Source organism: Kiritimatiellaceae bacterium (assembly GCA_013141415.1).
Taxonomy (GTDB): domain Bacteria; phylum Verrucomicrobiota; class Kiritimatiellia; order Kiritimatiellales; family Tichowtungiaceae; genus Tichowtungia.
This window is the reverse complement of the sequence record JABFQY010000006.1, coordinates 89,334-110,309: the sequence shown is the minus strand read 5'-3', so window position 1 is coordinate 110,309 and position 20,976 is coordinate 89,334. Positions and strand designations below refer to the sequence as shown.

Genomic DNA, 20,976 nt, shown 5'->3' with positions numbered 1-20,976 from the left:
CCGAGACAACAAGATGGCTGAAATAGGAAAAACCAACTGGCTGCCGGTGCTACGGGCAACGGACTGCGGCCTGATGCTTGACGGCGGAAATCTGGGCGAAATTCTGATGCCCAATCGCTATGTTCCAAAAGAGTGGGAAGTCGGCGACGTTATTGAAGTTTTTCTGATGAGCGATTCCGAAGACCGTCTGACCGCCACTACGCTGAAGCCGCTGGCGCAGGTCGGCGAGTTCGCCTGTTTGCGCGTGGCATCCGTCACCGGTATCGGCGCGTTTCTCGACTGGGGCTTGCCGAAAGATTTGTTTGTACCGTTCCGCGAGCAGAAGGTGGAAATGTTCGAGCGGCAGCATTACATCGTGTACATCTATCTCGACGAAGCCAGCGGACGCATCGCCGCCTCGTCCAAGCTCGATAAATTCCTCGACCGCACGCCGCCAGCCTATAAGCACAGCGAAGCGGTGAAGCTGATGATCTGCGACAAAACCGATCTCGGCTACAAAGCCATCGTCAACGGCAGGCACTGGGGCATTCTTTTTTACAACGACGTTTTTCAGCCTCTGGAGCGCGGCCAGAAAATTGCCGGCTTCATCAAACAGGTGCGATCCGACGGTAAGATCGATCTGTGTCTTCATAAACCCGGCTTTGAAAAAGTGACCGACCTTACGGATGTCATTCTCAATCACATCAAAGCGCAGGGCGGGTTCATGCCGGTCACCGACAAAACTCCGCCGGAAGAAATCTATCGTCTGTTCGGCGTCAGCAAGAAAACCTACAAACAGGCCATCGGCGCGCTCTACAAAAAGCGGCTGATTACGTTTGAGAACAACGGAACGAAGCTGACTTAGCGGACTTCGTGCTGAATCCATTCCAGAAACGCCGGATTTCCGCCTTCGATCGGCAGGACGACGACGCACGGACACTCGTAGGAGTGGAGTTCTTTGATCCGTGCAGTCAGCGCGGCGGTTTTTTCTTCTGTCGTTTTCAGAATCAGCACCGCTTCGTTTTCGCGGCAGAGTTTTCCTTCCCAGTGAAAGAGGGACGTGACGCCGTCGAGAATATTGGCACAGGCCGCCAGCCGTTCGGTGACGACGGCTTCCGCAATCCGCTCGGCTTCTTCACGCGACGGTGCGGTGACATAAATCAGTTTGTTGTTCATTCGTTCTTCCAAACACCGGAAAACAGGACGGCATCGGCTTCCGTCGGGCCCCATGAGCCGGACGGATAGGCGAACGGTTTGTTTTTTGCTTCGGCGAGGATGGAATCAATGACGGCCCATTCGGCTTCGACTTCGTCGGAGCGGGTGAAGAGCGTCGAGTCGCCGCGCAGGGCGTCGAGCAGAAGTCGCTCATAGGCTTCCGGCAGCGCTTTGTTCCATTTGCCGGAATAGGAAAAATCCATATTCACGCTTTCGACCACCATCTGCATGCTGGGGCGTTTGGATGAAACCTGCAGAAAAATGCCTTCGTCCGGCTGAATCCGGAAGATCAGCGTGTTGGGCTTTACGCCGGTCAGGTCGCATACGTCACCTTTGCAGGCGACGTGCTGGAAGAGCGACAGCGGAGGCGCTTTAAACTGAATGGCAATCTCGGTGGTTTTTTTTGCCAGCCGCTTGCCGGTACGCAGATAAACCGGAACACCGGCCCAGCGCCAGTTGCCGACATCCATCCGCAGGGCGGCGAAGGTTTCGGTATTCGACTGCGGGCTGACGCGCTCTTCGTCGCGGAAGGCATTGGTTTTTCCGTCGCCGCTGTACTGACCGAAGCAGAGCGCCGGATGGTTTTTCGTCGCGTCGGCCAGTCGCAGTGCGCCCAGAATTTTCATTTTTTCGTTACGGATTGAACGCGCATCCAGCCCGTCCGGCGGCTCCATCGTCACCAGACAGAGTAACTGGAAGAGATGGTTGACCACCATGTCGCGCAGTGCGCCGGTCTGGTCGTAGAACGCGCCGCGTCCGCTTTCCATGCCGACGGTTTCGGCGGCGGTGATCTGAATATGATCCACATAGGTACGGTTGAAGACCGGTTCAAAAATCGTGTTGGCGAAACGGAACGAAAGAATGTTCTGCACGGTTTCTTTGCCGAGATAGTGATCGATCCGGTAAATCTGACTTTCGTCCAAATGACCGAGCAGAACCTGATTCAGTGCCTTGGCGCTTTGCAGGTCGCGGCCGAATGGTTTTTCCACGACGACCCGCGTCCACGGTTTTGAATCCGGCGGCGTAATCAGCCCGGCGTTTTTTATAAAGCTTACGGTGGAGGCGGTCAGGTCGGGTGTGATGGAAAGATAGAAAAGCCGGTTGGCGGGCAGGGCGCCGCTTTCAAACTTCGCCTGAAGTCCGGCGTAGGCTGCCGCGTCCGCCAGATCGCCGCGGTGATAGCTCAAGTGCGAGCAGAACGCTTTTAACGATACGTCATCTGTTGGTGTCCGGCTGTGCTCGCGCAGAGCGTCCGCCATCAGCTTGCAAAAACTTAGGTTGTCATAGTCGCGGCGGGCGAAGCCGACGATGGAAAAACTGCCGGTCAGCGCGCCTTCCTTAAACAAGGTATACAGAGCGGGCATCAGCTTCCGGCGGGTCAGGTCGCCGGAGGCGCCGAAAATGACAAAGGTCACCGGTTCTTCAATACGGACTTCAAGCGCGGACATGAGGCAATCTCCGTTCAGGTTGCGGCGAGTATCGGGTATTGGCGGCGGTTCTTCAAGTCGCATGCATCGGCACTTGCGGGTACGCGGCTTTCCCGCTACCGTTTGAGCCTTCACATGAAAATTCTCACCAAATATCTGCTGAAAAGTCTGCTGGTTCCGCTGTTGTACTGCATGCTCGGATTTCTCCTGATTTTCATCATCAGCGACCTGTTCGACAACTTCAGCGAGTTTCTCGACAGCGGCATCCGCATTTCCGAAATTCTCTACTACTATACCCAGCACCTTCCGCCGAAAATTGTTCTCTTGTTGCCCGCCTGTTTGTTGCTGGCCATGCTCCACAGTCTTTCGCGCCTTACCCGCTACAGCGAAATCATCGCTATGCGTGCTGGCGGGGTCAGTATTTACCGCATTGTCATGCCGTTCATCGGCGTGGGAATCGCGGCGACGCTGCTTACATCGTACATTAACGAAAAGGTTGCCCCGGACGCCGGTTACCGTGCGAAAAAATTCCTCGAATACCAGTCATCCGGCAGGGACAACGAAAAGTTTTTCTCCCGTAATCTCGCGCTGAAAGACCGCAATCATGTCTGGATGGTGCAGAAGATCGATTCGCGCGACCACTCGATGTACAACGTCGAGCTGATCGAACAGCGGCCTGACGGATCGGATTCTTTCAAATATAAAGCCGAAAAAGCGCTCTGGCTCGACGGGCGCTGGTGGTTTATGGACATTACGGTTCAGGCCTACAAAGAAAACGGCGACCTCTCCGGTCCGCCGGAAATGATTCTCCAGAAAGAAATGCGCGATCTGCGCGAAACGCCGCAGACCTTCATGGCGGAAATCAAAGACCCCGAATTCCTTTCCGCCAGCGAAATGCGCCATTACCTGCGCGCCAAGAAAGATATTTCCAGCAATACCCGTGCGCGGCTGATGGTGGATATGCACAGCCGCCTGGCCGCGCCCTTCACTTGTCTGATTGTCACCCTGATCGGCGTGCCGGTCGGAGCTCACACCGGTCGGCGCGGCGCATTTGCCGGTATCATGGTCGCCATGTTCCTCTTCTTCGGTTTCTACATTCTGCAACTCACCGCCCAGGCGCTTGGCAAGCAGGAAATTATTTCCGCCTTTCTCGGCGGCTGGCTGCCCGTGATTATTTTTGGTGCCGCCACGCCTTTGTTTATTCACCGGATGCGTTGAAATGACCGCACGTGACGACAAACCGCTTGTGGATGTTCAAGGACTGGAAGTCCACTTTGGTTCCGTTGCCAATCCGGTGCGCGCGGCGGACGGCGTGAGTTTTCAGATTTTTTCCGGCGAGATTGTCGCTTTGGTCGGCGAAAGCGGCAGCGGCAAAAGCATCAGCGCGCTGGCACTGGCCAACCTGGTGCCGGAACCGGCCGGTCGGATCGTCGGCGGTTCCGTGAATTTTCAAGATTTGGACGTACTGACTCTCAATAAATCGGAACTTAGGAAACTGCGCGGCGCGCGCATCGCTTATATTTTTCAGGAACCGGCGACTTCGCTGAATCCTGTTTACACCGTCGGCTGGCAGATCGGCGAAGCCATCCGCCTGCACCGCAAAGGCGTGAAGGTGAAAGCGGAAGTTGAAAAACTGCTGACTGACGTCGGACTGCCCGATCCGGCGCGTACGGCCCGGTCGTATCCGCACGAACTTTCCGGAGGAATGCAGCAACGCGCCATGATTGCCATGGCGCTCGCCTGCAATCCCGACCTGCTGGTCGCCGACGAACCCACGACGGCGCTCGATGTGACGGTGCAGAAACAGATACTGGAACTGCTCGTCGGCCTGCGCGAAAAGCGCGGACTTTCCATTCTGCTGATCACCCACAACCTGGGCATCGTCGCCAACGTGGCCGACCGGGTCTATGTGATGAACAACGGAAAGATCGTCGAGTCCGGCGAAACCAAAACCGTTCTGCGCACTCCGCAGCACGAATACACACAGAAACTTCTCAAGGCCGTTCCGCGGCTTCATAAAACGGTATGAACGAACTACTCCAGGTTGAAAAGGTAAACGTCCGCTATGGTGAACTTGAAGCGGTGCGCGGCGTCAGCCTTTCGCTGAAGTCGGGCGAAACGCTGGGGCTGGTCGGCGAAAGCGGTTGCGGTAAGAGTTCGCTGGGCCGCGCGATTCTGGCTTTGGAACCGGTTGCGGCGGGCCGGGTGGCGTTTGACGGCCGCAATGTCACTTCGCTGAAAGGCACGGAACTCAAACAGTTTCGCCGTCAGGCGCAAATGGTTTTTCAAGATCCGTTCGGCTCGCTCAATCCGCGCATGAGCGTCGGCTCGGCGATTGAAGAAGTTTTGTTTGTCCACCGTATCGGCGCTAACCGCGCGGCGCGGCGGGAAAGAGCTTCCGTGCTGTTCGAAGATGTCGGCCTTAATCCAGATTGGCTGAATCGCTATCCGCACGAATTCAGCGGCGGACAGCGCCAGCGCATCGGCATCGCCCGCGCCTTGGCGCTGGAACCGAAACTGCTGGTGGCCGACGAACCGGTTTCGGCGCTCGATGTTTCCGTACAGGCCGACATCATTCAGCTTTTAAAACGGATTCAGCGCGAACGCGGACTGGCTTATCTTTTTATCGGCCACGACTTAGCCGTTGTGCGCGAAATGAGCGACCGGATCGCCGTTATGTTTAAAGGCGAAATCGTCGAAACCGGCACGTCCGATCAGGTCTGCGACGATCCGCAGCATCCGTACACACAAAAACTGCTTTCCGCCGTTCCGGATATTGATAAAGCTTTAGCTCAATAAGGAGGAACTCATGAAAAGTGTGACGCCGATTCGTGACCTGACCGCCGCCGCCCGCGCGGGGCTGGCAGACAACTGGGGAAAATCCATCGGAGTGATGCTGGTATATATTTTTCTGTCTATTGGTATCAGTAAAGTTCCGCATACTTTTGGAGTATTGCAATGGATTTTTGCCGCTCCACTGATAGTTGGCGTGACTGTCTATTTTCTGGCGACGGTGCGGCGTCAGGATAACCGGTTTAGTTTGATGTTCGATGGCTTTAACCGCTTTGGCACTGCGGTTTTCACCTACCTGCTGGTTTCTCTAATCATTCTGGCGTGGACAATTCACTTATGGATATTAATGATATGGTTGTTTATTACGTGTGTTGACGGTCAGGCGATAGTGGCGGTGTGGATTGATGTATTCGAGAATGGTGCGCAGCCGGATATGTCCTGCTTTAATGGGCTTGGACTTGTGGCAATCGTTTTTTTAGTTATTTGCGCCCTTATGATTCCACTTCAAATGCGTTATGGACTGGCGTTGTTTGTGGTGGCTGACGATCCGTCCGTTCGCGCCCGGCAGGCGATTCGCCGCGGCATCGAGCTGATGAAGGGCAATTACTGGCGACTAGGTATTTTCTGGCTCCGGTTTATCGGCTGGCAGATTCTCGCTGTTCTGACGCTGGGAATCGGTTTGATCTGGCTGGCTCCTTATTACATGGCGGCCATGACCGCTTTCTATGACGATTTGGCGAAGAACTATGTTGAGCCTACGCAAGGAGATGTGAATGCCGGTCAGCAAATCAATTTTTAACGGAGCCCGCGAACAGGTACTTGCCCAGCGAAAGAGCTGGGTCGAAACCGCCCAAGCAAGTATTCCGCCGCTGTACGAAAAGGAATACGCGCCGGTCGCGCTGGTTTCCGCCGTCCGTGACAGTAAAGGGTTTCAGGGTTGGCGGATGGATAAGGCCGGAACACCTGCCGATTATTATCAGCAGGTTCGTAAGGAAGGTGATTCCGCGATTCTCGACTTCGGCACGCATCTGGTCGGGACTTTGCGGCTCTCGTTTTCCGATAACGGGCGGCACATTGACGCGCCGGTAAAGCTTCGTCTAGTACTTGGCGAAATGCCCGCCGAGGTCGGCGAAGATGTTCTTCTGCCTTGCGACACCAAGCTTAGTCGTTCCTGGTATCAGGAAGAGATTGTCCATGTGGATGTCATTCCCGGCGTTTTTGAACTGCCGCGCCGTTATGCGTTCCGCTATCTGCGGATCGATGTGCTGACCGTTTCCGGTTACAGCGGCGAGTTCCGGATCGACGGTGTCACCTGCAAGGCGGTCACATCCGGCGACGAAGCGGCGGTCGCCGCGCTACCCAGTTCGCTGAGTCAGGAACTGAAAGATATTGATGCCGTGGCGTTGCGCACACTGCGGAACTGTATGCAGACGGTTCTTGAGGACGGGCCGAAACGGGATCGTCGGCTCTGGCTGGGCGATTTTTATCTTCAGGCTCAGGCCAATCACGCTTCGTTCCGTAACAATCAGTTGATTAAACGCTGTCTTTATCTGCTGGGCGGACTTTGTTCGGAGCAGGGGATTGCTGCCACTAACTGTTACGAGAATCCTGAACCGGCCGGTTCAGGATTGTGTGCGTTGGATTACGTGGCGCTTTATATCCCGACACTTCGCGATTACTGCGAGGCCTCCGGCGATTGGGAGTCGGCGCGCGAACTGTGGCCGCTGATTCTGGTGCAGATCGAAAAACTACTGTCGGTGGTTGATGCCGACGGAATCTTCCGCGACCCCGAAGGAAAAGGGATATGGGTCTTCGTGGACTGGCATACGAAGCTGAACAAGGAAGTATCGTTTCTTGGCATCCTGATTTTTGCGCTGGAGGCCGCCGCCGAACTGGCCGACCGGCTGGGAGAAAAAACCGCGTCGGCATTTTTTACCGGCGAAGCCGAACGGTTACGCGGCGCGGCGCGTAAGCATCTTTTCGACAGCGCCGCCGGACTGTTTATCAGCGGGCCGGATCGCCAGATTTCGTGGTCGTCGCAGGCGTGGATGGTTCTCAGCAAAACGGTAACCGGTGCCGAAGCGCAGGCGGTGATGCGCCGGGCAATGGACCTGCCGTCGGCCATCCGGCCAGCCGGGCCGTACCTTTATCACTACATTGTCGAAGCGCTTTTCCGGTGCGGCCTGCGCGACGAGGCGGAAAAATTGATCTGCAATTACTGGGGCGACATGGTGCGCCGGGGAGCCGACTGTTTCTGGGAAGTTTATGATCCGGCGGACGATTTTCTGTCGCCGTATAACAGCCACCAGTTGAACAGTTATTGTCATGCGTGGAGCTGTACGCCGACCTATTTCATCCGGAACTATCTGGTTTAGTCTGCCGACGGCTAATGAATGGCTGAACGGCGGGATTCAAGCTTGCCAAGGACAGGGGCGGACTCTAGCATGTCCGCCTTCGTGTTTTTTATGAAAAAGTAAGGGAGAAAAGTATGTTTTCACAGATAATCGCTATGGGACCAACACCGGGAGCAAATGGTGCTCAGGGACAGACTTCGCCGGGCTTCACCATCGGCTGGATGGTCTTCATGGTTGCAATCTTTTATTTCGTGATGATCCGTCCGCAGCGCCGCCGCGAAAAAGAGCGTAAGGCGTTGATCGAAGCGGTGAAAAGCGGTGACCGCGTGCTGCTGACCAGCGGCATTATCGGCGAAATCGCCAGCGTGAAGGAAAAGACCCTGATCGTGAACATCGCCGAGAAAACGAAAATCGAAGTGCTCAAGAGCGCTGTTTCGCAGGTTCTGGATGAGAAGGGCGAACTTCCTTCTGAGACAAAAGCTTAACCCGTCGGGAATTTGATTATGAAAAAGCAAGCAATGTGGAAATGGCTGTTGCTGATTGTACTGACTGCGTGGTCGCTTGTTCTGGTGACCCCGTTTAAGGACAAGGTCAAACTCGGTCTCGACCTCAAGGGCGGAACAAGCTTCACCGTGGAAGTGGATCAGAATGAAGTCCGCAAACAAATTCTGGAAGGCGATGCCAAGCTCGAAGATACCGCACTTGAATCAGCGGTTCAGGCCGCAGTAAAAAAGACACAAGGTGTGGCGTTAGAAGTCCTCCGCAGTCGCGTAGACGGTCTGGGTATTGCTGAACCGGAGATTTATCCGCAACTTGATGACCGCATTGTTATCCGCCTGCCGGGCGTTGACGCGAACAAACGCGCCGAAGCCAAGGCTTCCATTCTGAGTGTGGCGTTTCTTGAGTTCCGTCTGGTGCATCCCGAAAGCGACGTCTGGGTGGGCGAACTTTTTTCCACCGGCTTGACGCCCAGCGGATTCAGTATCGTGCGGGACGGCAGTCAGCAGTACTATAAACGCGACCAGAATAAGCCGATTGAGCGCGCTCTCTGGGAAGAACTTAAACGCTTCGGAAACAAACGAGGTGCCGAGTTCATGCTGGAAAAGGAAACTCTGCGCGACGGCTCAATTGTCTACCGTCCTGCATATATCGAAGTCCGCAAGCAGCTCACCGGTTCGGCGCTCAAAGATGCCCGGGTCGAATTCGAACAGCAGAACAATCAGCCGTACGTTTCGCTTTCTTTTAATAAAGCCGGAGCAGAGCGTTTCGGTAAAGTCACCGCCGACTACGCGCCGCGCGGGCAGAACAATCTCAACAGCGATACGGGTCGCCGTCTCGCCATCATTCTCGATGGCAAACTTTATTCCGCGCCGACCATTCAGGATGCGATTTACAGCGGCAATGCCCAGATCACCGGTTCGTTCACCGTCGATGAATGCACCCGTTTGGTCAATGTCCTGCGTGCAGGAGCACTGCCTGCGCCGGTAACCATCATCGAAGAACGCACCGTTGACCCTTCGCTTGGTAAAGACTCCATCGACAAAGGGATTCGCGCCTCGATTTACGGAAGCATCGGTGTTTTTGCCTTCATGGCGGGCTATTACTTTCTGGCCGGTATGGTTGCCAATATTTCTTTGTTGCTTGTGATTATCCTGCTTCCGTTCGGCATGTGGTTTTCCTCCGGCATTCTCAGCCTGTTCTCCGCCGGAGCCGGTGCAATGGCCGGGCTACCCGTGCTGACGATGCCCGGTATCGCCGGTATCGCGCTCACCATCGGGATGGCAGTGGATGCAAATGTGCTGATTTATGAACGTATGCGTGAAGAACTAGAGGCTGGGAAATCGTTACGTAATGCTATTTCAGCCGGTTATGACAAAGCGTTCAGTGCCATTTTTGACTCCAATCTGACCACGTTGCTGACGGCGGTTATTCTGTTCTGGCAGGGATCCGGCCCGGTTCGCGGCTTTGCCGTCACGCTGACCGCCGGTATTATTGTCAGCATGTTTGTCGTGTTGGTGTTCACCCGCCTGCTTCTCAATCTGCTGGCCGATAAGACCAATCTGAAAACCATGAAAATGATGCAGGTTTTCAAAAACCCGAACTATGACTTTCTCGGCAAGCGCGTCTGGGTTATCGGTATTTCGATCGCCATAATCGTCGGCACCTGGGCTGTTTTTCTCAAGAAGGGGCAGGATAATTTCGGGGTGGATTTCACCGGCGGAACTTCGATCACCTTCGCTTTCAATCAGAAGCAAGCGCCGGATGCCGTGCGGGCTGTTCTGGATCAGGCCGGTGTGCGCGATGCCCGTATTCAGTACCAGAAAGAACTCGATCCGACCGCCCAAAACACGGAAACACTGGAAGTTAAAGTGAGCGGACAGAACGGCGATGAAGTTATCCGGGCCATTGAATCCGCCTTCGGAACGTACGGCTATCATAATCTGCAAGCCAACGTCGTTGGACCGCAGATCGGAGCCGAACTGAAGAAAAGCGGGCTGGTCGCGCTGACCCTCGCGCTGCTTGGAATTATCATCTATCTGGCTGTCCGGTTTGAATTCGGTTTCGCTGCCGGTGCGGTAGTCGCCGTGGTACATGATGTGATTATCACCGTCGGTATCTACTGTCTGCTCGGTCGTCAGCTCAGTCTGACGACCGTCGCCGCGCTACTGACAATTATCGGTTATTCGGTCAACGACACGATCGTGGTTTTTGACCGTATCCGTGAAGATATCCGGGGTTCGCACGGTAAACCGTACGTTGAAGTGGCCAATCGCAGCATCAACCGGACGCTGAGCCGCACTTTACTGACCGGTGTTTCAACGCAGCTGACCATTATCTCGCTGATGATTTTTGGCGGCGGCGATATCAGCGATTTTGCTCTGATTCTATTCATCGGAATCGCAGTTGGAACATTTTCTTCGGTTTACATTGCCACGCCGGTCGCCCTGCTTTGGCACAAAGAAGAAAAGGTTTAAGAAACTGGAATTCAGGAATCATGGAGCGGCGCCCCGGATTTTCGGGGCGCTGTTTTTTTAATAATGTCCAAACAGTGGAAAATCAAACCGTGCGACGAAGCGCTGGCTGAAGAGTTCTTCCAGCAACTGGAACAACTGCCGAGGCCGCTTGCGGCACTGCTTGCCCAGCGCGGTTGCAAAACCGCCGCCGATGCTGAGCTGTTTATGAATCCGGCGCTCTCGACGCTCCGTGATCCGTTCGAACTTCCGGATATGGAAAAAGCCGCGGCGCGCGTTTGCCGCGCGCTGTCCGCTGGAGAAAAAATCACCGTTTTCGGCGACTACGACGTGGACGGCGTTTGCAGTACGGTTCTGATGGTGCGCGTTCTGCGCGAGCTCGGCGGAAATGTTTCCGCATACATTCCGAGCCGGTTCGACGACGGCTACGGCCTTTCACCCGACGCGCTGTCGGCCTGCATCGCCGAACATAAACCGTCGCTGATTGTCACCGTTGACTGCGGAACAAATTCCGTCGAAGCGGTCGAGAAGGCCCGTGTCGCCGGTATCGATGTCGTCATTACTGACCATCACGAACCGGACGCACAACTGGCGCATGCGGTGGCTGTCGTGAATCCTAAACTGTCACCGAATCATCCGGGGCGTATTCTTGCTGGGGCTGGCGTTGCCTTTAAACTTTGCCATGCGCTCATTAAAAACGGACGCGACAGCGGCTGTCTCGCCTCGGCTTCTGTCGATCTGAAAAAATATCTCGATTTCGTCGCCGTTGCTACGGTCACTGATATGGTGCCGCTGCTCGGCGAAAACCGCGTGCTGGTGCGCGCCGGATTTCAGGCCTTGGAAAATTCCTGCTGGGCGGGCTGGAACGCGCTGAAAAAACTGGCCGGTATGGCGGGCACCGTCGAAGCGTGGCATGCCGGCTTTGCGCTCGGGCCGCGTATCAATGCCGCCGGACGGGTGGGGCGCGCCGATGCCGCGCTCGAACTGCTTCTTACCGATCTGCCGGCGCGGGCCGATGAACTGGCGCAACTGCTCGACAGCGCCAATCGCGAGCGGCAGGCGATTGAGAAAGATATCGTCCGCGATGCCATCGAAGAGATTGATTCCTATTTTGACGCAGAGAAAAACTTCGGCCTCGTCATCGCCCGCGAGGGTTGGCACACCGGCGTGATCGGCATTGTCGCTTCGCGTCTTGTGGCGCGCTATGGACGTCCCGTCGCCGTGATCGGTATGGATGGCGTCCGCGGACGCGGCTCCTGCCGCAGTATCGACGCATTCAACATTCTTGATGGACTTAACATCTGTTCCGGTTTTCTGAAACAGTTCGGCGGGCACGCCATGGCTGCCGGACTCGAAATTGAAGAACAGCATCTTGAAGCGTTTAAAATCCGTTTTAACGAAGCCGCGATTGCGCAGCTTCAAGCGGCGGATTTGCGGCCTGTTTTGGAAATCGACCGCATTGTTACGCTCGATGAAACCGATGCGTCGCTGATGGATGGTCTTAAACGCACCGGCCCGTTCGGCCAGGATAATCCGGAGCCGGTCTGGGCTGTTTGCGGGGTGACGGCGGCGGACAGCCGCATTCTCAAGGAGAAGCATCTCAAGCTGACGCTTGCCGATGGGAAAACGCGGCGTGAAGCGATTGGCTTTAATCTGGCCGAAAAACTGCCTGCCGGGCCGATTGATGTGGCTTTCACGCTACAGGAAAATGTCTGGAACGGACGCACAACGTTGCAGATTAACATTCGGGATATTCGTCCTGCGGTTTTGTAAATACCCGGATTATTTCGTGAACCACCAGCCGAGGACGATCAGTCCGAGAATGATCCGGTACCAGCCGAACGGGATGAGGCTGTGTTTGCGCAGGTAGCGCATCAGCCATTTGATAACAACTGCCGCCACGACAAAGGATACGGCGAAACCTGTAGCAAGCATGATGTATTCGGCGACCGTAAAGTCCGCGCCGCTTTTCAGAAGCTTGAATGCCCCGGCGGCGGCGATGGTCGGGACGGCCAGAAAAAACGAGAATTCTGCGGCCAATGTCCGGTTAAGCCCCAGAAAAAGACCGCCAAGAATCGTTGCGGTTGAGCGGGAGGTTCCGGGAATCAGTGCGAAGCACTGGGTCAGCCCGACGAAGAATGCGATCCGGAAGGTGAGGTCGTTAATCGAATGGAGCGCAGTCGGCTGGGCACGGTGGTTCCGTTCGAAAATAATGAGAAGAACGCCATAAAAAATCAGCGTTGCTGCAACCGTGACGGGTGTGTGGAGATGAGTTTCGATGTAATCGTCAAAGAGCAGGCCGGTGACGGCGGCGGGAATGAAAGCCACGATGGTTTTTGCCCACAGGAGCCATTTGTTGCGCTGTTCTGTTTTGGTTCCGGCAAAAGGCCATAGTTCGTGCCAGAAAAGTACTACAACCGCCAGAATAGCCCCCGACTGAATGAACACCTCGAATACCGCTGTAAAAGCCTGATTTTCCGAAAGCCGGATAAATTCATTGGCCAGAATCATGTGGCCGGTACTGCTGATGGGGAGAAATTCGGTGATTCCTTCGATCAGCCCAAGCAGAAGTGTTTTAAAAAAAAGCAGAACAGTCATCGGGGTTCCAATCAGGTTGTCGAAAAATCCGGCACACTATGGCAGGAGGTTGACGACAAATCAAAACCGTTTTAGGGAAAGCCGATCCCGAGTTTTTTCTAGCTATAGGGACGGCCAAAGGGTATCTAAACCAGACGTTTTTCTGCTCGAACTCTAATACTGAAAGAATTTTACATGGAAGTATCTCGCAAAGGCCTTGTCCGGTTTGCCTGGCTATCTACCGCCGCGGCAGTCCTTACGATTGGCTTGAAAACCGTCGCGTATTTTCTGACCGGCTCGGTCGGACTGCTTTCCGATGCTCTCGAGTCGGTTGTTAATCTGGCAGGGGGGCTGATGGCTGTGGCCATGCTGACCGTCGCCGCCCGTCCGGCGGACGAGGATCATCCGTACGGACACAGCAAGGCCGAATATTTTTCAAGCGTTGTCGAAGGTGCTCTGATTCTGGTTGCGGCGGCCAGCATCGGCATCGCCGCCGTTCACCGGCTTGTTTTTCCGAGACCGCTTGAACAGATCGGACTCGGTCTGGCCGTTTCTGTTGCGGCATCGCTGGTTAATCTGGTTGTTGCAATTATTTTGCTTTGGGCCAGCCGCCGCCACGATTCCATCACGCTGGAAGCCAATGCGCACCATTTGCTGACCGATGTATGGACTTCGGCGGGTGTTCTGATCGGCATCGGCGCCGTTGTTTTGACCGGCTGGACGCAGTTAGATCCGATCGTCGCGCTGATCGTTGCAGGCAATATCGTCTGGACCGGCGTCCGTATTATGCGCACCTCCGTCGGCGGCTTGATGGACGCCGCGATATCCACTGAAGAGCAGCAGAAAGTTCGCGACATCCTGGGAGCTCATCTGGAAGAAGGTGCGCAATACCATGCCTTACGTACCCGGCAGGCCGGAGCACAGCGTTTCATTTCTTTTCACATGCTGGTTCCGGGGACGTGGACCGTGGCACGCGGACATCAGCTGATTGATCACATCGAGGCCGATCTTCGCGACGCCTTATCGCACGTCACCGTGTTCAGTCATTTGGAATCGCTGGAAGACCCGGCATCCTGGGATGACGCGGAAACGGATCGTTGAATTTATAAAGTTTGGAGGTAAAGATTTATGACAAAAGAGTGGATCAGTCTGGCCGTATTTATTCTCTGCTACGTTTTGTTCGTTTTCCTGCCGGGAAAACGTTCGTGGGTCGCTTGCGCTGGTGGAGCACTTCTGGTAGCGACCGGCGTGCTGACATGGAGCGACGCGCTTTTTACTAAGATCAGCTGGAACGTCATGGGGCTTTTTTTCGGCACCTTGATTCTGGCCGAAATTTTCATGATGTCGCGTGTTCCGGCGGTGATGGCCGAATGGCTGGTTGATAAAGCGAAAAGCACCCGCGTTGCCATGCTGGTTCTGTGCGCGCTGGCGGGCGTCATTTCCATGTTCGTGGAAAATGTCGCCGTCGTACTGCTGCTTGCGCCGGTTGCGCTGAGTCTGGCGGATAAACTGAAAGTCAGCCCGGTGCCGTTGCTGATCGGTATTGCGGTCAGCAGTAATTTACAGGGAACAGCGACGATGATTGGTGACCCGCCAAGCATGATTCTGGCCGGCTATATGAAAATGGGCTTCTGGGATTTTTTCGCATATGAAGGGCGGCCCGGTATTTTCTTTGCCGTACAAATCGGGGCCATTGCCTCGCTGCTGGTGCTGGCCTGGCTGTTTCGCAGTCATCGTACAAAATCGGTTTTGCTGGCGCAGGAGACGGCCCGTTCCTGGGTGCCGGCGTCTTTGCTGGGTCTGCTGGTTATCGGACTTTCGTTTGCCACACTGTTCGATCCGGAATTTAAATGGTTTGCCGGAACCTACACCTTGATTCTTGGCGCAGTTGCGCTGATCTGGTTTCGCGGCATTGCCCGCTGGGGCAGTTTGCGCAAGCTGGCTAAAACCCTCGACTGGGATACGACATTTTTTCTGATCGGTATCTTTGTTCTGGTGGGCGGCCTAAGTGATTCCGGATGGATGGATAAGCTGGCCACAGGCATGTCCGGCTGGGTCGGCTCCAACGTAGCTCTCGCTTTTACGGTGATCGTGCTGTTTTCGGTTTTGGTGTCGGGATTTGTGGATAACGTGCCGTTCCTGCTAGTGATGATTCCTGTTGCCCAGAAAGTGGCCGATCAGATCGGCGCGCCGGTTCCTCTTCTCATGTTCGGACTGCTGATCGGCGCCTGCCTCGGCGGGAACCTGACGCCGATCGGCGCATCCGCCAATGTCGTCACCCTCGGAATTCTGAAAAAACACGGTTATCAGGTCGGCTTCAAAGAATTTATGCGGATTGGTATTCCCTTCACCGTGGCAGCGGTTGTTTCCGCCTGCGCTTTCGTCTGGTGGGTGTGGGGCGTATAGGCGTTGAATCGTCAGCCCCAGAGATTGGAAAAATGGTGTCCATTCGTGTCGATCCGTGGTTAAATTTCTCCGTTATGAAGACGATTGAAGAGCAGATTCTAGAGCTGAAAAAGCAGCGCGGCGCGGTGATTATCGCGCACAACTATCAGGTCGATGAAGTTCAGGCGATTGCCGACTTCACCGGCGATTCGCTGGAACTGAGCCGTAAGGCCGCGACACTTCCAAATGAAGTCGTGGTTTTTTGCGGCGTCCATTTTATGGCCGAGACCGCCGCGATTCTTTCGCCGGAAAAGACGATTCTGATTCCCGATCCCGGCGCCGGCTGTCCGATGGCCGATATGGTGACGGCGGAAAAGCTTCGTGCGGTGAAAGCGCAGCATCCCGGCGCGAAGGTCATTTGTTACGTGAACAGTTCGGCGGAGGTGAAGGCGGAGAGCGATATCTGCTGTACGTCGTCGAACGCGGTAAAGGTGGCGCAGTCCCTCGGCGATGTGGAAATCATTTTTGTCCCCGACCGCAACCTCGGTTCGTTTGTGGCTGAACGGCTGGGCCGCGATCTGATTCTCTATAACGGTTTCTGTCCGACACACGAACGCATCCGCGATACCGATGTGCTGGAAATGAAAGCAAAGCATCCTGACGCGCTGGTATTGGCCCACCCGGAATGCAATAAGCCGGTGCGCGATCTGGCTGACGAACTGCTTTCGACCGGACAGATGTGCCGCTTTGCGCAGACTTCGAGTCACAAGGAGTTCATTATCGCTACGGAGCTGGGCATCAATTATCGCCTGCGGAACGAAAACCCCGGCAAAACATTTTATCCAGTCAATCCCGACCGTGCCGTCTGCCCGAACATGAAGAAGATCACACTCGAGAAAGTACTCTGGTCACTTCAGGATATGAAACATCGCGTAACCGTGCCGGAAGAAATCGCCCGGCGTGCGGTCGGTTCGATCGAACGAATGCTCGAAATCGGTTGACCGTATATGTCAAACCCGATTATCGTGGTCACCTTTTAGGAGAAATGCCATGTGGGACTATACAGACAAAGTGAATGACCATTTTAAGAACCCTCGCAACGTTGGGAAAATCGACAACCCGGATGGAACCGGCGAGGTTGGCTCGCTGGCGTGCGGCGATGCGCTCAAGCTGATGTTTAAACTGGACGATCAGGGCCGTATCAAGGAAGCCAAGTTTCAGACCTTCGGTTGCGCCAGCGCGATTGCGTCGTCGTCGGCGCTGACCGAGATGATCATCGGCAAGACACTCGACGAAGTGGAGAAAATCACCAACAAGGACATTGCCGAATATCTCGGCGGCCTGCCGAAGCAGAAAGTTCATTGTTCGGTGATGGGACGCGAGGCGCTCGAAGCTGCAATTTATAATTACCGCACCGGCAAAAAGTGGGACAAGGAACTTGAAGGCGAAGTGGTCTGCCACTGTTTCGGCGTGACGGACAAAGAAATCGAACGCGTCACCCGCGAAAACAATGTCCAAACCCTGGAAGCGCTGACCAACGCCTGCAAAGCGGGCGGCGGCTGCGGCAATTGTCTGCCGGAACTTCAGAAAATTATCGACCGTGTTCACGGCGAGCAGGCGGCGACTGCCGCGCCGGAGAAAAAAGTGCTGACGAACCTGCAACGGATTCACCTGATCGAAGACGTGATCGACCGCGAAATCCGTCCGGCACTGCGTCAGGACGGCGGCGATCTGGAGTTGATTGATGTGGACGGCAATACGGTCAAGGTTCGTTTCCGCGGAGCCTGTTCCGGTTGCGTGGTTTCGGCGATCACGCTCAAAGATGTCGTGGAAGCACGACTGAAAGACAATGTGTCTGACGAGATTCGTGTGGAGGAAATAAAATGAACCGCATTGTCTATCTCGACAACAACGCCACGACGAAGGTTGCCGACGAAGTGCGCGAAGCGATGATGCCTTTTCTGACGGAACTGTGGGGCAATCCGTCCAGCATGCACACCTTCGGCGGGCAGGTTAAAAAATATGTCGAAGCCGCCCGCGAGCAGGTCGCCGCGCTGATCGGCGCGGAAGACCCGCAGGAAATCACGTTCACCAGCTGCGGTTCGGAGAGCAATAATCTCGCCATCCGCGGCGGAGCGGAAGCGATGGATAAGCCGCCGCACATTATTACATCCAAAGTGGAACACGCCGCCATTTCCGGCCCGTGCCACTATCTCGAAGACCGCGGATTCCGCCTGACCAAGCTCGATGTCGATCAGCTCGGTCGTCTTGATATGGACACGTTGCGGCGCGAAGTGAAGGCCGGAAAAACGCTCACCTCCATCATGTGGGCGAATAACGAAACCGGCGTGATTTTTCCGGTCGGACTGATCGGCGAAATGGTGCACGAGGCGGGCGGAATTTTTCATACCGACGCCGTGCAAGCCGTCGGAAAAATTCCGATGAACGTCAGCGAACTGCCGATCGATATGCTTTCACTTTCCGGCCACAAACTGCACGCGCCCAAAGGCGTCGGCGCCATCTACATCCGGCGCGGCACCAAGGTGAAACCGCTGATTCTCGGCGGACATCAGGAGCGCGGGCGGCGGGCAGGCACCGAAAACGTGCCGTACATTGTTGGTCTCGGCGTTGCCTGCAATCTGGCCGCGAAGCACATGAAAGAAGAAAATACGCGGGTCAAAGCAATGCGCGACCGGCTGGAGCAGGGCCTTCTGGCAACCTGCCCCGGAGCGCGCGTCAACGGTGATCCGAAATGCCGTTTGCCCAATACCACCAACATCAGTTTTGATTTTATCGAAGGCGAAGCGATTCTGCTGATGCTCGACGATCGCGGCATCTGCGCCTCGACCGGTTCGGCCTGCGCTTCCGGTTCGCTGGAGCCGTCGCACGTTCTGCGCGCCATGAATGTGGCGGGTGTTTCGGTACACGGTTCCATCCGGTTCAGTTTCAGCACCTATAACATCGATAAAGACGTCGACGCGGTATTGACCGAACTGCCGAAAGTTGTAAAACGCTTGCGCGAACTGTCTCCGTTCGTATAAAAGAAGATATGGTTACGCGCCGACAGATTGAGGAACTCAGCAACCGGATTGCAAAGCGGTTTCATCCCGAAAAGATTGTTCTTTTCGGTTCCTATGCGTCAGGCAGCCCCACCGAAGATTCCGATGTGGATTTACTGGTTGTTATGCCGTTTTCGGGCCGGAGCGTGGATCAAGCGGTTGAGATGCGGATGGAAGCCCGCCCGTCATTTCCGGTTGATTTCATTGTCAGGACTCCCGAAGCGGTTTTAGAGCGCCTCCGGCTTGGCGATACTTTCATAAGCGGCATCCTTGACGCGGGGAGGGTTCTTTATGAAGCCTCTCACGCTTGAATGAAAGTAGGACAGCCAGAATGGCTGTCCGGACAGGCTGGAAGCCTGTCCCACGTTTTTATTTTTAACAATCGATGGAGAATATATGAGCCAGGCTTTAACGAAAATCAGGATTCCCGGAGTTCCGGCACCGCGTAGCGGCAAGGTGCGCGAAATTTATGATGCAGGCGACAAACTGCTGTTTGTAGCCAGCGACCGTATTTCCGCTTTTGACTGCGTGATGCCGAACGGCATTCCCAAAAAGGGCAGCGTGCTCAATATGATTTCCAAGTTCTGGTTTGAGCGTACCGGCGACATTGTCAAAAACCACATGATCACCACCGATGTCAGCAAGTTTCCTGCACCGTACAATCAGCACGCCGACCAACTCGCAGGACGTTCCATGCTGGTTAAAAAAACCACCGTGTTTCCGGTCGAGTGTATTGTGCGCGGCTATCTGATCGGCTCCGGCTGGAAGGAATACAAGCAGAGCGGAACCATTGGCGGCATGCCGCTGCGCGCCGGTTACCAGATGGCTTCAAAACTCGACGAGCCGATTTTTACGCCGTCCACCAAAGCGGAGCAGGGACTTCACGACGAAAACATTTCGTTCGAACGTGCCAAAGAAATCGTTGGCGCGGCGAAGGCCGAAAAGCTGAAAGCGATCAGCATTGCGCTCTACAAGCGGGCCGCCGAATACGCGCTGACCAAAGGCATCATTATCGCTGACACCAAATTTGAATTCGGCGAACTCGACGGCGAAATCATTCTGATCGACGAAGCTCTCACACCCGACAGCTCACGCTTCTGGCCCGCCGATACGTATAAGGTCGGCTCTTCGCCGATGTCGTACGACAAACAGTTTGTCCGCGACTATCTCGAAACGCTCGACTGGGATAAAACGCCGCCGGCACCGGCGCTGCCCGAAGAGATTATCACCAAGACGCAGGCCAAATATCTGGAAGCGTATGAACGCTTAACCGGAGGAAAACTCTGAGAGCGCTCTTAGAGCAATTCCTTGATTATATTTCCCTTGAGCTGGGCTTAAGCAAAAACACGCGCTCGGCGTATGCCGACGACATCGGACGGTTTATCGACTGGCTGGCGCAAAAGGGCGTCAGTTCGATTAATGCGGTGACGCGCAAACAGATTCTCGATCACCTGATGGCGGAAAAGGCGCGTGGACTGGCGGCAAACTCGCTGTCGCGTCATCTGGTTTCGCTTAAGGTTTTTTTCCGTTATCTGGCGCAAGAAGGGCTGCTCAGCATCAACGTCGCCGAGACGATGGAATCGCCCAAAGTCTGGAAGATGCTTCCGAGCGTACTGACGCCGAAAGAAATCGACCGGCTGTTCGCCGCGCCGGACTTGACGACGCCGCTCGGCATCCGCAATCGCGCCGTGCTGGAACTTTTCTACGCTTCCGGACTGCGCGTCTCCGAACTGGCCAGCTTGCAATTAACCGACCTGCATTTTGATGAACACTTTTTGCGCTGTATCGGCAAAGGCCGCAAAGAACGTGTTGTGCCGGTCGGCAAAGAAGCCATCGAAAAAGTGAAGCAATACATCAAAGAGATTCGCCCAAAACTGACGCCCGGTCCGCAGGAACAGACGGTTTTTCTGAGCAGTCGCCGTCAGCCGATGTCGCGCAAAACGATCTGGGACATGATCAAAAAATGCGCCCGCGACGCCGGTATCACCAAGACGATTTATCCGCATACCTTGCGCCACTCATTTGCCAGTCATCTGCTGGCCAACGGCGCGCCGCTGCGCATTATTCAGGAAATGCTCGGCCATGCCGACATCGCCACGACGCAGATTTACACGCACGTCGATCCTGACCGGCTTAAAGGTGTCCACCGCCAGTTTCATCCGCGATCATAAAAAAAGCGCCCCGGAGACCGGAGCGCTTTTTGCGTGAAGCGGCA

Annotated in this window: 20 protein-coding genes; 17 read left to right on the top strand and 3 right to left on the bottom strand. The window is 55.1% G+C overall.

Translation table 11 applies throughout. The features are described 5' to 3' along the window. Positions 1-13: 13 nt before the first annotated feature. Positions 14-844, top strand: a complete 831-nt coding sequence (locus HOO88_09260) for a GntR family transcriptional regulator (GenBank protein NOU36942.1) — start codon at positions 14-16, stop codon at positions 842-844. Here the strand turns inward: HOO88_09260 and HOO88_09255 are convergent. Both HOO88_09255 and zwf read right to left on the bottom strand, forming a co-directional pair. Next, positions 841-1,155: a divalent-cation tolerance protein CutA gene (locus HOO88_09255; protein NOU36941.1), complete on the bottom strand. Its 315-nt coding sequence runs from the start codon at positions 1,153-1,155 to the stop codon at positions 841-843. The genes HOO88_09260 and HOO88_09255 overlap by 4 nt on opposite strands. Continuing rightward, on the bottom strand, positions 1,152-2,642 hold the full coding sequence (zwf, locus tag HOO88_09250; GenBank protein ID NOU36940.1) for a glucose-6-phosphate dehydrogenase: 1,491 nt from the start codon (positions 2,640-2,642) through the stop codon (positions 1,152-1,154). The genes HOO88_09255 and zwf overlap by 4 nt, the downstream gene beginning before the upstream one ends. Before the next feature lie 114 nt (positions 2,643-2,756). On the opposite strand from zwf, the gene HOO88_09245 reads away from it, so the two are divergent. From HOO88_09245 to recJ, 8 genes are all read left to right on the top strand, one after another. Further along, positions 2,757-3,839 (top strand): YjgP/YjgQ family permease, encoded by a 1,083-nt coding sequence (locus HOO88_09245; protein ID NOU36939.1) that lies wholly within the window; start codon positions 2,757-2,759, stop codon positions 3,837-3,839. A 1-nt stretch (position 3,840) separates the two neighbouring features. Then, positions 3,841-4,650, top strand: coding sequence for an ABC transporter ATP-binding protein (locus HOO88_09240; protein ID NOU36938.1), 810 nt, complete (start codon positions 3,841-3,843; stop codon positions 4,648-4,650). After that, positions 4,647-5,420: an ABC transporter ATP-binding protein gene (locus HOO88_09235; protein ID NOU36937.1), complete on the top strand. Its 774-nt coding sequence runs from the start codon at positions 4,647-4,649 to the stop codon at positions 5,418-5,420. Before HOO88_09240 ends, HOO88_09235 begins: the two co-directional genes overlap by 4 nt. 10 nt (positions 5,421-5,430) lie before the next feature. Next, entirely contained in the window at positions 5,431-6,213 is a 783-nt protein-coding gene (locus HOO88_09230; protein ID NOU36936.1) for a DUF975 family protein, read from the top strand. Continuing rightward, positions 6,188-7,789 carry a sugar hydrolase gene (locus HOO88_09225; GenBank protein ID NOU36935.1) on the top strand — a complete coding sequence of 534 codons (1,602 nt, stop codon included), beginning with the start codon at positions 6,188-6,190 and terminating at the stop codon, positions 7,787-7,789. Before HOO88_09230 ends, HOO88_09225 begins: the two co-directional genes overlap by 26 nt. 134 nt (positions 7,790-7,923) lie before the next feature. After that, positions 7,924-8,253, top strand: a complete 330-nt coding sequence (yajC, locus tag HOO88_09220) for a preprotein translocase subunit YajC (GenBank protein ID NOU36934.1) — start codon at positions 7,924-7,926, stop codon at positions 8,251-8,253. 18 nt (positions 8,254-8,271) lie between these two features. Next, positions 8,272-10,743: a protein translocase subunit SecD gene (secD, locus tag HOO88_09215; protein NOU36933.1), complete on the top strand. Its 2,472-nt coding sequence runs from the start codon at positions 8,272-8,274 to the stop codon at positions 10,741-10,743. Between the two features lie 63 nt (positions 10,744-10,806). Beyond that, positions 10,807-12,513, top strand: coding sequence for a single-stranded-DNA-specific exonuclease RecJ (gene recJ / locus HOO88_09210; GenBank protein NOU36932.1), 1,707 nt, complete (start codon positions 10,807-10,809; stop codon positions 12,511-12,513). 9 nt (positions 12,514-12,522) lie between these two features. On the opposite strand, the gene HOO88_09205 is transcribed toward recJ, so the two are convergent. After that, positions 12,523-13,338 (bottom strand): undecaprenyl-diphosphate phosphatase, encoded by an 816-nt coding sequence (locus HOO88_09205; protein ID NOU36931.1) that lies wholly within the window; start codon positions 13,336-13,338, stop codon positions 12,523-12,525. Between the two features lie 174 nt (positions 13,339-13,512). Between HOO88_09205 and HOO88_09200 the strand changes: the two genes are divergently transcribed. The 8 genes from HOO88_09200 (at position 13,513) to xerD (ending at position 20,932) form a co-directional block, all read left to right on the top strand. Then, on the top strand, positions 13,513-14,418 hold the full coding sequence (locus HOO88_09200; GenBank protein NOU36930.1) for a cation transporter: 906 nt from the start codon (positions 13,513-13,515) through the stop codon (positions 14,416-14,418). A gap of 27 nt (positions 14,419-14,445) precedes the next feature. Continuing rightward, the gene (locus HOO88_09195) at positions 14,446-15,723 is read left to right on the top strand and encodes a TRAP transporter large permease subunit (protein ID NOU36929.1); all 1,278 of its coding nucleotides are present in this window, start codon (positions 14,446-14,448) and stop codon (positions 15,721-15,723) included. A gap of 74 nt (positions 15,724-15,797) precedes the next feature. Further along, the gene (gene nadA, locus HOO88_09190; GenBank protein NOU36928.1) at positions 15,798-16,703 is read left to right on the top strand and encodes a quinolinate synthase NadA; all 906 of its coding nucleotides are present in this window, start codon (positions 15,798-15,800) and stop codon (positions 16,701-16,703) included. A gap of 49 nt (positions 16,704-16,752) precedes the next feature. Then, complete coding sequence (gene nifU, locus HOO88_09185; protein NOU36927.1) at positions 16,753-17,589, top strand: Fe-S cluster assembly protein NifU; 837 nt, start codon at positions 16,753-16,755, stop codon at positions 17,587-17,589. Next, the gene (nifS, locus tag HOO88_09180; protein NOU36926.1) at positions 17,586-18,743 is read left to right on the top strand and encodes a cysteine desulfurase NifS; all 1,158 of its coding nucleotides are present in this window, start codon (positions 17,586-17,588) and stop codon (positions 18,741-18,743) included. Before nifU ends, nifS begins: the two co-directional genes overlap by 4 nt. An 8-nt stretch (positions 18,744-18,751) precedes the next feature. Continuing rightward, complete coding sequence (locus HOO88_09175) at positions 18,752-19,072, top strand: nucleotidyltransferase domain-containing protein (protein ID NOU36925.1); 321 nt, start codon at positions 18,752-18,754, stop codon at positions 19,070-19,072. 85 nt (positions 19,073-19,157) lie between these two features. Beyond that, positions 19,158-20,048 (top strand): phosphoribosylaminoimidazolesuccinocarboxamide synthase, encoded by an 891-nt coding sequence (locus HOO88_09170; protein ID NOU36924.1) that lies wholly within the window; start codon positions 19,158-19,160, stop codon positions 20,046-20,048. After that, positions 20,045-20,932: a site-specific tyrosine recombinase XerD gene (xerD, locus tag HOO88_09165; protein NOU36923.1), complete on the top strand. Its 888-nt coding sequence runs from the start codon at positions 20,045-20,047 to the stop codon at positions 20,930-20,932. The genes HOO88_09170 and xerD overlap by 4 nt, the downstream gene beginning before the upstream one ends. The last annotated feature ends 44 nt before the right edge of the window (positions 20,933-20,976 follow it).